The sequence below is a fragment of the Neisseria sp. P0001.S005 genome (assembly GCF_051963715.1).
Window position 1 is genome coordinate 1 of record NZ_JBQCTZ010000076.1, and the last position, 16,521, is coordinate 16,521.

General features: G+C 54.1%; 12 protein-coding genes and 2 pseudogenes. 3 read left to right on the forward strand and 11 right to left on the reverse strand.

The features are described 5' to 3' along the window. The coding region (locus ACTHSP_RS10645; protein WP_440346081.1) for a TonB-dependent receptor plug domain-containing protein at positions 1-377 on the reverse strand (377 nt) is incomplete at its 3' end. Between the two features lie 416 nt (positions 378-793). Here ACTHSP_RS10645 and groES point away from each other — a divergent pair. Together groES and groL are read left to right on the forward strand one after the other, a co-directional pair. Continuing rightward, positions 794-1,081 carry a co-chaperone GroES gene (groES, locus tag ACTHSP_RS10650; protein ID WP_003744509.1) on the forward strand — a complete coding sequence of 96 codons (288 nt, stop codon included), beginning with the start codon at positions 794-796 and terminating at the stop codon, positions 1,079-1,081. Positions 1,082-1,179: 98 nt separating this feature from the next. Then, a complete protein-coding gene (gene groL / locus ACTHSP_RS10655; RefSeq protein WP_049322649.1) occupies positions 1,180-2,814 on the forward strand; it encodes a chaperonin GroEL in 1,635 nt (544 codons plus the stop codon). 294 nt (positions 2,815-3,108) lie between these two features. Here the strand turns inward: groL and katA are convergent, their stop codons facing one another. The 9 genes and pseudogenes from katA to accB form a co-directional block, all read right to left on the reverse strand. Next, the gene (katA, locus tag ACTHSP_RS10660; RefSeq protein WP_440346082.1) at positions 3,109-4,623 is read right to left on the reverse strand and encodes a catalase KatA; all 1,515 of its coding nucleotides are present in this window, start codon (positions 4,621-4,623) and stop codon (positions 3,109-3,111) included. A 298-nt stretch (positions 4,624-4,921) separates the two neighbouring features. Then, positions 4,922-6,889 (reverse strand): Fe(3+)-hydroxamate ABC transporter permease FhuB, encoded by a 1,968-nt coding sequence (fhuB, locus tag ACTHSP_RS10665; RefSeq protein WP_314511857.1) that lies wholly within the window; start codon positions 6,887-6,889, stop codon positions 4,922-4,924. Next, on the reverse strand, positions 6,883-7,794 hold the full coding sequence (locus tag ACTHSP_RS10670; protein WP_314511855.1) for an ABC transporter substrate-binding protein: 912 nt from the start codon (positions 7,792-7,794) through the stop codon (positions 6,883-6,885). The genes fhuB and ACTHSP_RS10670 overlap by 7 nt, the downstream gene beginning before the upstream one ends. Positions 7,795-7,944: 150 nt before the next feature. Further along, positions 7,945-8,709 carry an ABC transporter ATP-binding protein gene (locus tag ACTHSP_RS10675; protein WP_314511854.1) on the reverse strand — a complete coding sequence of 255 codons (765 nt, stop codon included), beginning with the start codon at positions 8,707-8,709 and terminating at the stop codon, positions 7,945-7,947. A 215-nt stretch (positions 8,710-8,924) separates the two neighbouring features. After that, entirely contained in the window at positions 8,925-11,147 is a 2,223-nt protein-coding gene (locus ACTHSP_RS10680; RefSeq protein WP_440346083.1) for a TonB-dependent receptor, read from the reverse strand. 144 nt (positions 11,148-11,291) lie between these two features. Further along, positions 11,292-12,086, reverse strand: a pseudogene (locus tag ACTHSP_RS10685) (aminotransferase class I/II-fold pyridoxal phosphate-dependent enzyme); the annotation flags it as partial. 67 nt (positions 12,087-12,153) lie between these two features. After that, a complete protein-coding gene (accC, locus tag ACTHSP_RS10690) occupies positions 12,154-13,515 on the reverse strand; it encodes an acetyl-CoA carboxylase biotin carboxylase subunit (RefSeq protein ID WP_440346084.1) in 1,362 nt (453 codons plus the stop codon). A 28-nt stretch (positions 13,516-13,543) separates the two neighbouring features. Continuing rightward, complete coding sequence (locus ACTHSP_RS10695; RefSeq protein ID WP_039862547.1) at positions 13,544-13,738, reverse strand: YqaE/Pmp3 family membrane protein; 195 nt, start codon at positions 13,736-13,738, stop codon at positions 13,544-13,546. A 70-nt stretch (positions 13,739-13,808) separates the two neighbouring features. Beyond that, entirely contained in the window at positions 13,809-14,267 is a 459-nt protein-coding gene (gene accB / locus ACTHSP_RS10700; RefSeq protein ID WP_070504010.1) for an acetyl-CoA carboxylase biotin carboxyl carrier protein, read from the reverse strand. Positions 14,268-14,624: 357 nt separating this feature from the next. Here accB and queA point away from each other — a divergent pair, with 357 nt between their 5' ends. After that, entirely contained in the window at positions 14,625-15,653 is a 1,029-nt protein-coding gene (gene queA / locus ACTHSP_RS10705; RefSeq protein WP_440346085.1) for a tRNA preQ1(34) S-adenosylmethionine ribosyltransferase-isomerase QueA, read from the forward strand. A 178-nt stretch (positions 15,654-15,831) separates the two neighbouring features. Here queA and gyrB read toward each other — a convergent pair. Beyond that, positions 15,832-16,521 (reverse strand): annotated as a pseudogene (gene gyrB / locus ACTHSP_RS10710) (DNA gyrase subunit B); the annotation flags it as partial.

The following is a 16,521-nucleotide window of genomic DNA, read 5'->3' on the forward strand; positions in this document are numbered from 1 at the left end:
ACGATTTTGACCAGCGCAGGGTCGATGATGAAACGGCCTTGGTGATACAGTATTTGGCTGTCGGAATAGGCGTTGTCTACCTTGATGTCGACAGAGTTCTGACCCATGCCGCGCAAGGTCATGTGTTGGGATGTGCCGTTACCGCCGCCGAAATCGATGGCAGGTTCTTCTTTTAACAATTCGCGCAAATCGGTTGATGTGCTTTCGTCTTTTTGACGAAGGGTGACGATATTGGTTTTGATTTTGCTGCCTTGGCGGTCACCTTTAACGGTAACGGTATCAAGCACAACATTGTCTTTGGCTTCATTTTCTGCGTGTGCAAAACCGGCCGCCAGTGTCAGTGACAGCAGGCTCAGTCGGAACAGGGGCGTATTCATTGAGAAATGTCCTTAATAAAATGACAGTAATAAAAAAATAAAAGCAAATAAAGAGAAATTATCTTTAAAATATGCAATTAAGAATAATCATCATTTATAATAATGCATTGAAAAGAAATAGTTGTAAAGAGTTGTGTTGCATTTGTAAAGGAATTGTGTTGTTTTTAAACGAATTTTGCAGTTTGTATGTCAGGCCGTCTGAAAAATAAGTGATCGGGCATTTTTGCGTATGAAAATATTTGGAAAGACTGCATAGAATTTTTTACTTTTTCCCTTGAATTTGTCGCAAACAACCCAAATCTACCCGCCATTACGGCAGGCTTTCCATAAGCGTGTCGCTATTTCCAAGCAAACCGTGTCTGTCATGTCCGACAGACAATTGTTTTCAATCTATTTATTTATCGGAGCATTAAGACATGACCATCCGCCCTTTACACGACCGCGTAGTCGTCAAACGCTTAGAAGCTGAAGAAAAAACCGCCTCCGGCATCGTTTTGCCGGGTGCGGCTGCTGAAAAACCCGACATGGGCGAAGTAATCGCCGTGGGTGCGGGCAAAATTGGTAAAGACGGCGCGCGCCGTCCGCTGGATGTCAAAGTCGGCGACAAAGTGATCTTCGGCAAATACAGCGGCCAAACTGTAAAAGCCGACGGCGAAGAGCTGTTGGTAATGCGTGAAGAAGACATCTTCGGTATCGTTGAATAATTGTTGAATTAAGTTTCAGAACCAAAGGCCGTCTGAATCAAACATGAAGTTTTCAGACGGCCTCGAACAGATTTTTAATATTGATTTGGAGAATTTAAATGGCAGCAAAAGACGTACAATTCGGCAATGAAGTTCGCCAAAAAATGGTAAACGGCGTCAATGTATTGGCAAACGCCGTACGCGTAACTCTGGGCCCTAAAGGCCGCAACGTGGTACTCGACCGCGCTTTCGGCGGCCCGCACATCACTAAAGACGGTGTGTCTGTTGCAAAAGAAATCGAATTGAAAGACAAGTTTGAAAACATGGGCGCGCAAATGGTGAAAGAAGTGGCGTCCAAAACCAACGACGTAGCCGGCGACGGTACCACTACTGCAACCGTATTGGCGCAATCCATCGTTGCCGAAGGCATGAAATACGTGACCGCCGGCATGAACCCGACCGACCTGAAACGCGGTATCGACAAAGCCGTTGCCGCTTTGGTTGACGAGCTGAAAAACATCGCCAAACCTTGCGACACTTCTAAAGAAATAGCCCAAGTCGGCTCTATCTCTGCCAACTCTGACGAACAAGTCGGCGCGATTATCGCCGAAGCGATGGAAAAAGTCGGCAAAGAAGGCGTGATTACCGTTGAAGACGGCAAATCTTTAGAAAACGAGCTGGACGTGGTTGAAGGTATGCAGTTCGACCGCGGCTACCTGTCTCCTTACTTCATCAATGACGCTGAAAAACAAATCGCTGCTTTGGACAATCCGTTTGTATTGTTGTTCGACAAAAAAATCAGCAACATTCGCGATTTGTTGCCTGTTTTGGAACAAGTGGCCAAAGCCAGCCGTCCGCTCTTGATTATCGCTGAAGACGTAGAAGGCGAAGCCTTGGCTACTTTGGTGGTGAACAACATCCGCGGTATTCTGAAAACCGTTGCCGTGAAAGCCCCGGGCTTCGGCGACCGCCGCAAAGCCATGTTACAAGACATCGCTATCCTGACCGGCGGCGTGGTGATTTCCGAAGAAGTCGGCCTGTCTCTGGAAAAAGCGACTCTGGACGACCTGGGTCAAGCCAAACGCATCGAAATCGGTAAAGAAAACACCACCATCATCGACGGCTTCGGCGACGCTGCCCAAATCGAAGCGCGTGTTGCCGAAATCCGCCAACAAATCGAAACCGCGACCAGCGAATACGACAAAGAAAAACTGCAAGAGCGCGTGGCTAAACTGGCCGGCGGCGTGGCAGTGATCAAAGTCGGTGCCGCTACCGAAGTCGAAATGAAAGAGAAAAAAGACCGCGTGGAAGACGCGCTGCACGCTACCCGTGCAGCCGTTGAAGAAGGCGTGGTTGCAGGTGGCGGCGTAGCCTTGTTGCGTGCCCGTGCTGCTTTGGAAAACCTGCACACCGGCAATGCCGACCAAGACGCAGGCGTACAAATCGTATTGCGCGCCGTTGAGTCTCCTCTGCGTCAAATTGTTGCCAACGCAGGCGGCGAACCTAGCGTGGTGGTGAACAAAGTGTTGGAAGGCAAAGGCAACTACGGTTACAACGCAGGCTCCGGCGAATACGGCGACATGATCGAAATGGGCGTACTCGACCCTGCTAAAGTAACCCGTTCTGCGCTGCAACACGCCGCATCCATCGCCGGCCTGATGCTGACCACAGACTGTATGATCGCTGAAATCCCTGAAGAAAAACCTGCTATGCCTGATATGGGCGGCATGGGTGGTATGGGCGGCATGATGTAAGGCCATCTGAAACCTGTCAGATAAAAAGCAAAACCGCACGGTAATCAGCCGTGCGGTTTTTATTTGCCAGTGGGAAGCGTGAGAGGGTGCATGAGGAGTTGTAGAGAAAGGGTAGCCAGTTCCATTGAATCAGAAGCAATCAAATAAACTTCATCATCAAAAAAGGCCGTCTGAAACTTTATTTTGCGTTTCAGACGGCCTGCTTAATGATCTAAACCGTTACTTTTTGCTCGAACGGCTGTATCGGACAGCTTGAGACAAGATTTCTTCAATTTCTATCCACATAATGCCTCCTTACAGTAAACCAGGTTGACCTAAAGCCGGATCGTTGGCTCGTGCCGCTTGAGCATCTTCGACAGTCAGTCCAAGGGCTTTGGCTACGCCTTCGCCGTATGCCGGATCGCAACGGTAGCAGTTGCGGATATGGCGGTATTTGATGAAGTCTGGTGCATCGCCCATGGCTGCGGCGGTGTTGTTGAACAAAGCCTGTTTTTGTGCGTCGTTCATCAGGTTAAACAAGGCGCGCGGTTGGCTGAAATAGTCGTCATCGTCTTGGCGGTAGTCCCAGTGCGCCGCGTCGCCGTTGATTTTCAAAGGGGGCTCGGCGAAGTCGGGTTGTTGTTGCCATTGGCCGAAACTGTTGGGTTCGTAGTGCGGCAGGCTGCCGTAGTTGCCGTCGGCACGGCCTTGTCCGTCACGTTGGTTGCTGTGAACAGGGCAACGCGGGCGGTTGACGGGAATTTGGCGGAAGTTTACGCCCAAGCGGTAGCGCTGCGCATCGGCGTAATTGAACAGACGGGCTTGCAGCATTTTGTCGGGGCTGGCGCCGATACCGGGAACGAGGTTGCTCGGTGCGAAGGCGGATTGTTCCACATCGGCGAAGAAGTTTTCGGGATTGCGGTTCAACTCGAATTCGCCCACTTCAATCAGCGGATAGTCTTTTTTCGGCCAAACTTTGGTCAGATCGAAGGGATGATACGGCACTTTTTCCGCATCGGCTTCAGGCATGACTTGGATGTACATCGTCCATTTCGGAAACTCGCCGCGCTCGATGGCTTCGTACAGGTCGCGCTGATGGCTTTCGCGGTCGTCGGCGATGATTTTTGCGGCTTCTTCGTTGGTTAGGTTTTTAATACCTTGCTGGCTGCGGAAATGGAATTTCACCCAAAAACGCTCGCCCGCTTCGTTCCAGAAGCTGTATGTATGCGAACCGAAGCCGTGCATATGGCGGTAGCTGGCGGGGATGCCGCGGTCGCTCATGACGATGGTGACTTGGTGTAGGGCTTCGGGCAGCAGCGTCCAGAAGTCCCAGTTGTTCGTGGCAGAGCGCATATTGGTGCGCGGGTCGCGTTTGACGGCTTTGTTCAGGTCGGGGAATTTACGCGGGTCGCGCAGGAAGAACACGGGCGTGTTGTTGCCGACCATATCCCAGTTGCCTTCTTCGGTATAAAACTTCAACGCAAAGCCGCGGATGTCGCGTTCCGCATCGGCAGCGCCGCGTTCGCCTGCCACGGTGGTGAAACGGGCGAACATTTCGGTTTGCTTGCCGACTTCGCTGAAGATTTTGGCGCGGGTGTATTTTGTGATGTCGTGTGTCACGGTAAACGTACCGAACGCGCCCGAACCTTTGGCGTGCATGCGGCGTTCGGGGATGACTTCGCGCACGAAGTCGGCAAGTTTTTCATTCAGCCATAAGTCCTGCGCCAGCAGTGGGCCGCGTGGGCCTGCGGTCAGGCTGTTTTGATTGTCGGCAACGGGCGCGCCGTTGTTCATGGTCAGGTGGGTAACAGGGCATTTGGAGGTAGTCATGATGGTTTCCTTTGTGAAATGGTCAGTAGTTTATAAAACGATTTGCCGAAAAGCATATTCGTAGCCGGTTTCTTGGCATTCATAAATTTCTTGTATCGACATTTGTTTTTCCTTTCACTTAAGCTATGAAAAGAACTATACAGAAAGGTTTTGACTATTGAAACTATGACTTCAATTTAATATTGTTATTATCAATTGAGATTTTATTTTTGTTAGATTTTTATTATCGAATAAACATGTTAAACAAAAAGGTCGTCTGAAACTGTTTTCAGACGACCTTTTTGTATCTCTGTTCGCATTAAAGCTTGCGCATCATCATCATGAAATATGCGCCGCCTATGAGCGTGGCCATCATTCCGGCGGGGACTTCGTAAGGGAACATTACCTGTCTGCCCAGCCAGTCGGCCGTCATCATAACCGATGCGCCGATGAGTGCGGCGGCAGCAAGTTGCTGTTTGGGCAGGCGTGCGCCGAGCATACGGGCCAGATGCGGCGCAAGCAGTCCGACGAAGCTCAAGGGGCCGATAAGCAGTGTGGATAAGGCGGTTAACGCTGCGCTTGAGACGATCAGCACCAGCTGTGCGAGGGAGACGTTGATGCCGACGGAGCGGGCGATTGTTGCGTTCAGGCTGAGCAGTCCGAGCCAGCGTTGCAGCGTGAGGATGATGAGGAGCGAGGCGGCGGCGAGGAGGCTGACGGTAAGGGCGGATTCGGGCGTTGCCTGATAGGTCGAACCTGACATCCACAATAAAAGCAGTTGTACGCGGAAATCGCCGGTTGCCATCCAAATGCGGATGGCGGCATCGGCGAGTGCGGCCAGCGCCATGCCGGTAAGCAGGATTTTTTCGGGAGTAAATCCGTTTTTGCGGTTGAACAGCATCAACAGCCCCAAGGATACGAGAGCGGAAACGATACCTGTCAGCCAAAACCAGCCACTGCCCGAGGTAATGCCGAACAGCATCACTACCGACATCGCGCCGAATGCCGTTCCAGAGCTGATGCCCAAGAGTTCGGGTCCCGCCATCGGGTTTTGCGTCAGCCTTTGCAGTATGACGCCGGTCAACGCGAGCATGGTGCCGGTGGCGGCGGCGAGCAGCACGCGCGGGTAGCGGAATACGAAATATTCCGGGTCTATGGTCAGGCGCAGGGTTTCGTCATAGCGTCCGACCGTAAACGCCAATACCGATACGGCGACGGCGATAAGCAGCAGAAAACGCAAGAGGCGCGGGACGTGCGGCGCGGCGGTTGAAATATCGGAGGTCGTCTGAAACGAAGGACGCGGAGGTGCTTTCGCCGTCAGCCACAACAAAAGCGGCGCGCCGACGAGGGCAGTTACAGCGCCGGCGGGCAGATCGGTGCCGCGGTAGTGTTTCAGCAGCATCAGGCCGTTGTCCGTCAGCATCAAAAGCAGTGCGCCGACGATGAAGGAATAAATCAGGCGCATGGACAGCGTGCGTACGCCCATTTGCCGCACCAGCGTCGCCGCCGCCAATCCGACAAAGCCCATCATGCCGACAAAGCCGACCACGCCCGCACTCAAAAATGCAGCAACCGCCAAAGACAGCAGACGGATTTTCTTCACCGGTATGCCTGCCGATTCCGCCTGCGTGTCGCCCAGGCTCATGATGTTTAACGGTTTGATTAAAAAGGCGGTAAGTATGGCGGCAACAGCAATCCGCCACAAAAGCCCCAACGTATCGCGCCAACTGTCCTGTACCAGGGAGCCGCTGCCCCACTGCATCACGCCGCGCGTCTCTTCGCTGAAAAACAGCATCACGATACCGGTGAGGGAACCCAGATACAGGCTGACCACCAAACCCGCCAGCACGACGCTGAGCGGTTGCAGGGCGCGCCGTGCCGACAGCCGCAATACCACACCCAAAGCCGCCGCTGCGCCGGCAAACGCCACGGCAGACGTGCCGTAGGCAAGGAAGGAAGGGGCGAACACGGTCGCCGCCACCAAAGCCGCCTGCGCGCCGCTGCTGACTGCCAGTGTACTGTCGGATGCGAGCGGATTGCGCATCAACTGCTGCATCAGCATGGTCGCCATCGCCGTACTGCCGCCCGCGAGCAGTGCCATCGCCATGCGGGGCAGGGTGTTGTTCTGCACCATCAGTGCATCCAAAGGCAGGCTGTCGGGACGGTCAAACAGCCGCAGCCACGGCAGCGTCCATTCCAGCTTCAATATCCAAAACGCCGTCAGCGCGCACGATATTGCCAATGCGGCGGCAAGGATAGGCAGGGGTCGTCTGAAAATCTTTACCATGCGGCTTCCTTTTGTGCGGACGGGTTTTCAGACGACATCGAACGCATCAGTTGCAAAGTGAAATGCTGCATGGACGGCAGTGCGCCGTAGCTCCACGACGGCTCGAAGATGCGGCGGTTTGCAGGGCGGCAGAACGGCAGGCGTTGCCAAAGCGCGCTTTTTTCGAGCGTTGCACGTGTATTTTGAGGATGCGGTTTGACGATGATTAGCAGCGTGTCCGGCGGCAGCTTTGCCAAATCTAAAAGCGTGATGTTTTCGAAACCCCATTCGTTGCTTTTGCCCGTCCAGGCATTGTTCAGCCCCAATTTGTCGAACACGACCTGAAACAGCGAAGTCTTGCCGTAAATCCGCAAATGCCGCCCGTCGGCAAACTGCACCACCGCAAACGGGCGGCCGCGATATGCCGAAAGCGCGGGTTTGGCGCGGGCAAACAGGTTTTCCGTACCGGTAATCAGCTTTTCGGCAGCGGCAGGGTCGCCGATGATTTTACCCAGCCTGCGCGTGGCTTCGACCGTGTGGGCATATTCGATGCCTTTTGCCGTGCCGAAATCCACTTCGCGTACCGGGGCGATTTTTTCAAACTGGGACTTGGCGGCGGCATACCAGGAAGATTGCACGAAAAAATCAGGCTTTATCTGATACAGCCGCTCCAAATTCGGCTGGAAGCGCAGCCCCGCTTCCTTGACGGCAGCGGGCAGCGGCGGATGGTTCACCCAGGTATCGTACACGCGGCGGTCGGCAACGCTGACGGGCGGATGCCCCATCGCCGTCAGTGTTTCAGCGACCGTCCAGTCCGAAGTCGCCACGCGCGGTTCGGCGGGTGCAGGCAGGGAAAACAGGAGGGCAGCGGTAAAAAACAGCCGTGCGGTAAGGCGGGGAATGTCGTCTGAAAAGCGGTGGGACATGAGCTTGGAAGGTCTTTCGGTTTTTGAATAAAGGGTCGTCTGAAACATATCGGATACAGGTATTCCACAATGATCTGCGATGTCATCCGGTTTGGATTCGGGCGGCGGATTTTATGGTCGGAACTTATGCGGCGGGACGGTTTGCCTGCGTCAAGGCAATGCCACGGGGCAGCCGTTTTCAGGATGGGCGATGATGTTCATATCGACGCTGTAAATGTCTTTCAACACTTCTGCGGTCATAATGTCGGCGGGTTTGCCCGTTTTTAATAGCCGTCCCTGTTTGAGCGCGACCAGTTCATCGCAATACTGCGCCGCCAGATTAATGTCGTGGATGACGATGATGACGCCCAAACCCAAATTGCGAGACAGCTTGCGCACCAGTGCCATCACGTCGATTTGGTGGGCGATGTCCAAAGCGGCAAGCGGTTCGTCCAGCAGCAAAAAGCGGCTTTGCTGCGCCAGGCACATCGCCAGCCAGACGCGCGAACGTTCGCCGCCCGACAGCGTATCGACGATTTGATCGGCAAATTTTTCCGTATGCGTCAGCCGCAACGCCTGTTCCACCGCCTGTCTGTCCGCATCGTTCGTGCGCCCTAAAAGCCCGCTCCAGGCATAACGCCCCATCATAACCAGCTCGCGCGCGGTCAGCGCGGTAGCGGCGGGCAGTTGCTGCGGAAGATAGGCGACTTCTTTGGCGTATGCGCGGGCGGAATAGGCGCGTATTTCTTTGTCGTTCAGCAATATCCTGCCGCCTGCGGGTTCATTCTGGCGGGTGAGCAGTTTCAACAGCGTGGACTTGCCCGAGCCGTTATGACCGATGAGGCCGTACACGCGGTTAGGGGAAAAGTTGACGCTGATGTCGTGCAGCAGCGAGCGGCCGGGTATGGCGAAGGTAGCGTTTTGGATTTGGAACACGTTTCAGACGACCTTTTAGTGGGTTTGACGTTATTCGGAGAAAGCGGCGGCGCAGCAAAATCTATTGCCCGTTGTCGGTGCCGATGCCGCAAAGGCGGAGTTTTACGGCGGTTGTCCGAAAGCGTAGGGCAAAGTCGGACGCCCCAGGCTCCAAGGTCGTCTGAAAACGTTTCAGACGACCTTTGGACCGTTGGAGGCCGTTTGCTGCCCGTCCCTTAAAAATCGACCGAAGCCGACAGGGTGAAGCTGCGCGGTGCGCCGGCGTTCAGGTAGCCGCTGTTAGGGTATCCGCCGACGGATGCCCAGTATTTCTTGTTGGCAACATTATCGAGGCGGGCGCGGAAGGTGGCTTCGTGCCTGCCGATTTGGGTGTGGTAGCGCGCGCCGATGTCGAAGCGCGTCCAGCCGCCGACTTTAAGCGTATTGGCCGCATCGGCGTAGGAAGAGCCGGTGTAAACCATGCGTCCGTCAAATACCAAACCCTGCACTTTCGGCACTTCCCATTCCAAGCCAATGTTGGCTTGGGTTTTAGCCGCGCCGATGGTGCGTTTGCCGTCAGTTAAAGATGAGCCGGTAGATTTCTGCTTGGCATCGAGCAGGGTAATGCCGCCCAAGAGCCTCACACCTTGTGCGACTTCCCCGTAAACGGTGATTTCCGCGCCCCGGTGGCGGTCTTTGCCTTCGGAGGTGAAGCGGGCGGTGTTGCCGCTTTCGGCAACGTAAAGCGAACGCGGTTTGTCGGTGTGGAACAGGGCCAATCCCGCGCCGAAGCCGTTGGCTTCAAATTTCGTGCCGATTTCTTTTTGTTTGGAAACATAGGGTTTGAGCGATTCGCCGGTATTGCTGACGGCGTAGACCCGGCCGTTGATGGAAGCAGTCGAGCCTGCAGTCGCGCCTTTTCCCAGGCTTTCGATGTAGTTGCCGTACACCGACCAATTCGGCGTGATGCGGTACACCGCGCCGGCGGCGGGACTGAGGCGCGATTTTTTGTAATTTTCGGTTTGCGCGCCTGTATTATAGGCGTAAGCCTTGTTATGTACCTGCTGCCAGCGCGCCCCGAGCATGAATTGCAGGCGTTTGTCCCAAAGGCTGAAGGTGTCACCCAAGGCGAAGCTGGTCAGGCGTGTTTTGCCGGTAACAGCAGGATTGCCCATGTCGTTGCCCGAATACAGCGGGTTGGCGGCTGCGGGTTGCGGATAGCGGGACGGGTTGTAGAGGTTGGTCGTATATTTGTTGCCCCAATCCATGATGTAAGCGTTTTTGCGCGAGGATTGGAACCGGTTGGCGGCGGCGGTCCATTCGTGCTCTACCGCGCCCGTATTGAATTTGCCGCGCAAACCGATTTCGCCCGTGTCGATTTTATCCTTACGCGCGTTGTCAAAGCGGTAAATCGATCCGTTGCCGTTGACATTGCCGACAGTCAGGTTTGCCAGAGAATTGTTTTCCTTGCTGCGGCGGAAGCCGTAGGCGGCGTAGGCAGTCAGGTTGTCGTTGAAATCGTATTCGCCGCGCATTGTGCCGAACCAGTCGCGCTCGTTGGAATACGTCCAAGGCTGCGCCCAGTTGGACGAGGCATCAGGCGCGGCCGGCACGGCGGTCAGGCCTGACAGGGTAACATTGGTACGCGTGGCTTTGAGCTTGTTGTCCTGCCAGCCCAAATCGGCGGACAGGCGGGCATTTTCATTGCGCCAGTCTAGGCCGACATTGACCAGGCTGAGTTTGGACTTTTCGTCGTCTATTGCGGTTTTGCCGTTATGGTGCGCCGCATTGACGCGCACGCCGAATTCCTGATTTTGTCCGAAACGGCGCGCCACGTCCGCCGCCAAACCACCGCGTTTTCCCGCACCGTAATTGGCAGTCAGCCGGTTCAATCCTTCATTGGACGCGCGTTTTGGCAATACGGATACCGTGCCGCCGATATTGTTGCCGCCCGGCGCCATGCCGTTTAAGAAGGCGGATGCGCCGCGCTGGACTTCCACACGTTCGAAAAGCTCGGTGGCGATGTATTGGCGCGGCAGGATGCCGTAAAGGCCGTTGTACATGGTATCGTCCGATTCGGCGGCAAAGCCGCGTATGAAATACGCTTCTTGAAAATTGCCGTAACCGCGCGCAACGCGGACGGTCGGGTCGTTTTGCAGTACATCGCCGACGCTGCGCGCATGTTTGTCCTGAATCAGCCTATTGGTGTAAGCAGTATTGGAGAACGGCGATTCTAGGTTTTTTTTATTGCCCAAAATACCCACGCGGCTGCCGCGCGCCACCTGTCCGCCTTTAAATGCAGGAATCAAACCGCCCTTGGATGCGTCCGCGCTGGCGGTTACGGTGATGGTTTCGAGTTCGGCGATTTCTCGGTCTTGGGGTTCGTCTGAGGCAAATGCCGCCGAAACGGCAAGGAGGGAGAGGCTGAGGATGCTGAGTCTGGAAGCGGGCTTAGTCATTTGTATTTTCTTTCAAAAGTCGATCGTAACGGTTAATTTTAAAAGAAAATTAATTTCATTTCAAAAAAAATAAATAAATGACAAAAGGTCGTCTGAAACTGTTTTCAGACGACCTTTTGACTGAATGGCTATCAACTTTACCGTTTACGCCGCATCGTACAAACCGCGCACCACCCTGCCGATGGCGGCGATGCCTTTTTCCAGTATTTCCGCGTCCTGCGCGATGCTCATGCGTATGCACTCGCGGGCGTGTAGGTAGAGTCCTGCGTGTCAATGCCGACGAAGAAATGTTCGCCCAGAATAACCAGCGTGCCTTCGGCTTTGAGCATTTCGTACAGAGTTTGCGACGAAACGGGCAGGTTTTCAAACCAGAGCCACAGGAAAATCGCGCCTTCGGGCTTGTGGATTTTCAGCGGATATGCGCCCAGCTCGCGCTTGAGCAGCGAGACGGCAGTTTGTGCCTGATTGCGGTAAAACGGCCGGATGACGTCGTCTGAAAGCTGTTTCAGACGACCGTCCCGCAACAGCGGCGTTGCAATGGCTGCGCCGAAGCGGGTAGGCGACAGGTTCACAATCGCGTTCAGACTGCTGACGGCTTTGACCACTTCCGGCGCGGCGACGATGATGCCGGTGCGCACGCCCGGTAAGCAGACTTTGGAAAGGCTGAAGCAGAGGATTGATGTTTTCGTGCCAGTTGAGCGTCACATCGCTGTAAATAATATTCGGGAACGGCATTCCGTAAGCGTTGTCGATAATCAGCGGAATCCCATGTTCCTGCGCCAAAGCGTCCAGCTGCGCTATTTCGCCGTCGGTCAGCACGTTGCCGGTCGGGTTGGTCGGACGCGAACAGCAAATCGCGCCGATTTTGCCTGCTTTGAGTTCGGGCAGGCTTTCCAGTGCGTCAAAGTCCACGCGGTATTTGAAGAAGCCTGCTTCGCCTTAAAAAAGGCCGTCTGAAACTTTATTTTGCGTTTCAGACGGCCTTATTTTTAGTCAAAACAAGGGATTATTTATCCAGTTTGGCTTTGCGTTCTTCCAACCAATGTTCCAAGTAGTGGATGCTGACACCACCTTTTTGGAAACCCGGATCGCTGAACAAGTCGCGGTGCAGCGGCGTATTGGTTTTGATGCCGGTAATCGCCAGCTCATCGAGGGCAACGCGCATTTTGGCCATGGCTTGGTCGCGGTCTTTACCGACGACACAGACTTTGCCGATCAGGCTGTCGTAGTAAGGAGGGATGCGGTAGCCTTGATAAATATGGCTGTCAATGCGGACGCCGAAGCCGCCGGGCAGGTGGCAGCTTTCAATCAGGCCCGGGCTTGGAATGAAGTTGTACGGGTCTTCGGCGTTGATACGGCACTCAAACGCATGGCCTTCAACTTGGATGTCTTCCTGTTTGTATTGCAAAGGCAGGCCGGATGCGATGCGCAATTGCTCTTGGACGATGTCCACGCCGGTGATGAGCTCGGTAACCGGATGCTCAACCTGAACGCGTGTGTTCATCTCGATAAAGAAGAATTCGCCGTCTTCGTACAGGAATTCAAACGTACCTGCGCCGCGATAACCGATGCGTTTGCAAGCGTCGGCACAGGCTTTGCCGATTTTGGCGCGTTCTTCTTCAGTGATGAACGGGGCCGGTGCTTCCTCAATGACTTTTTGGTGGCGGCGCTGCATGGAGCAGTCGCGCTCGGCGAGGTAGATGGCGTTGCCGTGTTCGTCGGCAATCACTTGGATTTCGACGTGGCGCGGACGTTGCAGATAGCGTTCCATGTAAACCATCGGGTTGCCGAATGCCGCGCCTGCTTCGGCTTTGGTCATTTCGACAGACTGGAGGAGGTCTTCTTTTTTCTCGACGACGCGCATACCGCGGCCGCCGCCGCCGCCGGAGGCTTTAATAATGACGGGATAACCGACTTTATCGGCGATTTTGAGGATTTCTTCGCCGTCGTCTGGCAATGCGCCATCAGAACCGGGAACGCAAGGTACGCCGGCTTCGATCATGGCGTGTTTGGCGGATACTTTGTCGCCCATCAGACGGATGGTGTCGGCTTTAGGGCCGATGAAGACAAAGCCGGATTGTTCGACTTGTTCGGCAAAATTGGCGTTTTCGGCGAGGAAGCCGTAACCTGGGTGGATGCCGTCGGCTTCGGTTACTTCGGCGGCAGCAATGATGGCCGGGATGTTGAGGTAGCTTTGTGCGGATGCGGCAGGGCCGATGCACACGGATTCGTCGGCAAGTTTGACGTGCAGGCTGTCTTTGTCGGCTTCGGAATGGACGGCGACGGTGGCGATGCCCATTTCACGGCAGGCACGCAGGACGCGCAGGGCGATTTCGCCCCGGTTGGCGATCAATACTTTTTTCAGCATGATAATCTTTCCGGATGGTTCAGACGGCCTATTGTCGGCCGCCTAATGCGTTGCGGATTTTTTGGTCGGTTTTGTATTGGCTCAAGGCATAAACCGACCACATGGCTGCCGGTATCCAGCCAACCAGCGTACATTGCAGAATCAGACAGATAATGCCTGCAAACGGACGGCCGATGGTGAAAAACTGAAGCCATGGCAAGAAAATAGCCAAAATCAGACGCATGGTTTGTCCTTAATGAACAGAAAAGGAATTTCAGACGGCCTTAAAGCTAAAGGCCGTCTGAAAAAGCGGATTATTCAATGATGAAGAGCGGCTCGCCGTATTCGACCGGAGTACCGTTTTCAACCAGAATTTCTTTAACGACACCGGATTTCTCGGCTTCGATTTCGTTCATCAGCTTCATGGCTTCGATGATGCACAAAGTATCGCCGGCTTTGACTTGTTGGCCGACTTCGACGAAAGCGGCGGCGTTCGGGCCGGGGGCGCGGTAGAACGTACCGACCATAGGCGATTTTTGCGCGTTGGACAAATCGCGAGCGGCAGGGGCGGCGGCCGGAGCGGCTGCAGCCGGAGCAGCTGCAGGGGCGGCAACCGGAGCGGCTGCGGCAGGTGCCGGAGCAGCATAAATAGGAGCTGCGGCGGCAGTGGTACGCGTAATGCGGACTTTTTCTTCGCCTTCGGTAACTTCAATTTCTGCAATGCCTGATTCTTCGACCAAATCAATCAGTTTTTTTAATTTACGCAAATCCATTGCTTTTCCTTTTTTGCGCGGCATATAAAGTGCATATTAGGTATGCGCCGCAGTGGTTTTAGATGATTTCCTGATACGTCGGAAGGCTGGTTTGCCATCCGGCGTTTAAATAATGTCGGAACAGGGCGGAGCCTGAAAAATGAATCCGGCTATTTTCCCGAACTTGTCGGTAAATGTCCAGTAAAAGATAGAAAAAAGGCGTTTTTCGGCGAAAAAAGAAAGGAACGCTGATTTTCGTTAAAAAGTGATTTCCCCAAGAGCGTTTATTCTAATTTATTGGTTTTTCGACAAAACATGCCGTCTGAAAACCCACTTTGCGCGTATAATGGCGCCTGTTTTTTTAAATTATGCACGACAATGGATATTTCCGATTTTGATTTTGAATTGCCCGAAAAACTGATTGCCCAGCATCCGCCGGAAGTACGCGGCAGCAGCAGGCTTCTGGTTGCCTTGCCTACATTGCCGATTGAAGACAAACATTTCGGCGATTTACCCGATTATGTCGCACCGGGCGATGTGCTGGTGTTTAACAATACCAAAGTGATGAAGGCACGCCTGTTCGGCCAAAAAGCCAGCGGCGGCAAAATCGAAGCCCTAATTGAACGGGTATTGGACGCGCATACCGCATTGGCGCATATCCGCTCGTCCAAATCGCCGAAACCGGGTACAGAATTGATTTTTGAAGGCGATATCCGTGCCGTCATGATGGAGCGTGCGGAGGAATTGTTTTGCCTGAAATTTGAAGGCGAGCAAACCGTTTACGAACTTTTGGAGCAAAACGGCCATTTGCCGTTGCCGCCTTATATCGAACGCGCGGCCGATGATGAAGACGACAGCCGCTATCAGACCGTGTACGCCAAGTATCAAGGCGCAGTGGCCGCGCCGACGGCGGGTTTGCACTTTACCGATGAGTTATTGGGCCGTCTGAAAGCCAAAGGCGTAGAAACCGCGGAAGTAACCCTGCACGTTGGTGCCGGCACATTCCAACCCGTGCGCGTTGATAAAATTGAAGAACACAAAATGCACAGCGAGTGGTTTGACGTACCGGCTGAGACCGTTGCTGCCGTTGAAGCCGCCAAAGCGCGCGGTAATAAAGTGTGGGCAGTGGGCACAACCTCCATGCGCGCCTTGGAATCCGCCGCACGCGAGACAGGCCGTCTGAAAGCCGGTCGCGGCGATACCGATATTTTCATTACGCCGGGCTACCGCTTCAATGTTGCCGACCGATTGATTACCAACTTCCACCTGCCCAAATCAACCTTGCTGATGCTTGTCAGCGCGTTTTCGGGCATGGAGCATATCCGCAGCGTTTACCGTCATGCGGTGGAACAGGAATACCGCTTTTTCAGCTATGGCGATGCGATGATTTTAGGGAAAGTGGAATAAATCGGAAGCGGATTGGTGCGTTTTAAATGGGGTATTTGGGTTGTCCCGAATCCGAATCAGTTGGAACGCTCTATTAAAACACGCGAAGTTGTTGGGATTTGAGTTGTAAGAAACAAAGTACAAAAACAAAAAGGCCGTCTGAAAATAGTTTTTCAGACGGCCTTTTATCTTTCCATGCTTAGGCGTCGATGTTTTGCGCCAGCAGGGCGTTGTTTTCGATGAAGGCGCGGCGCGGTTCGACTTCGTCGCCCATCAGGGTAACGAACACTTCGTCGGCAGCGATGGCGTCTTCGATGCGGACTTTCAGGAGACGGCGGACGGTAGGATCCATCGTGGTTTCCCAAAGTTGTTCCGGGTTCATCTCGCCTAAGCCTTTGTATCGTTGGATGGACATGCCTTTTTGGGCAACGCTCATCAAGATGTCCAAAGCGGCTTCAAAGCTGTCGATGTCGTATTCGTTGTCGCCTTTGTAGAGCTTCGCCCCTTTGCCGACCATGCCTTTGAGTGCGGCGGCGGTTTGGGTAAGGGTTTGGTAGGCTTTGCTGTTGAGGAACTTAGGCTCTAGGTAGCTCACCATCACGTTGCCGTGCAGCTTGCGTGTGATTTTGATGAATTGGTGTCCTTCGTGGCCTTCGATGCGTTCGAGCGCGACTTCTTTTTCGTCCAAGAGGCCACTCAATTCGGCAACGGCGCGGTCTGCGCTTTCTGCTGTGCTGAGATCGACCGGCGAAGCGTGCAACATGGCATGCAGGACGAGTTCGTCAATGATGCGGCTTTCTTGCTCGATGACGGTTTTGGCCAACAGGAATTGTTTGGCGGTATTGGCAAGCTCTTCGCCTTCGATGGTGCGGCCGTCTGAAACGATTTT

What these genes read in the sequence shown, in the direction of transcription:
- fhuB (WP_314511857.1), bottom strand. Translation starts at nt 6,889, where the DNA reads ATGGTAAAGATTTTCAGACGACCCCTGCCTATCCTTGCCGCCGCATTG.
- groL (WP_049322649.1), top strand. Translation starts at nt 1,180, where the DNA reads ATGGCAGCAAAAGACGTACAATTCGGCAATGAAGTTCGCCAAAAAATG.
- groES (WP_003744509.1), top strand. Translation starts at nt 794, where the DNA reads ATGACCATCCGCCCTTTACACGACCGCGTAGTCGTCAAACGCTTAGAA.
- accC (WP_440346084.1), bottom strand. Translation starts at nt 13,515, where the DNA reads ATGCTGAAAAAAGTATTGATCGCCAACCGGGGCGAAATCGCCCTGCGC.
- ACTHSP_RS10695 (WP_039862547.1), bottom strand. Translation starts at nt 13,738, where the DNA reads ATGCGTCTGATTTTGGCTATTTTCTTGCCATGGCTTCAGTTTTTCACC.
- katA (WP_440346082.1), bottom strand. Translation starts at nt 4,623, where the DNA reads ATGACTACCTCCAAATGCCCTGTTACCCACCTGACCATGAACAACGGC.
- ACTHSP_RS10670 (WP_314511855.1), bottom strand. Translation starts at nt 7,794, where the DNA reads ATGTCCCACCGCTTTTCAGACGACATTCCCCGCCTTACCGCACGGCTG.
- ACTHSP_RS10680 (WP_440346083.1), bottom strand. Translation starts at nt 11,147, where the DNA reads ATGACTAAGCCCGCTTCCAGACTCAGCATCCTCAGCCTCTCCCTCCTT.
- queA (WP_440346085.1), top strand. Translation starts at nt 14,625, where the DNA reads ATGGATATTTCCGATTTTGATTTTGAATTGCCCGAAAAACTGATTGCC.
- accB (WP_070504010.1), bottom strand. Translation starts at nt 14,267, where the DNA reads ATGGATTTGCGTAAATTAAAAAAACTGATTGATTTGGTCGAAGAATCA.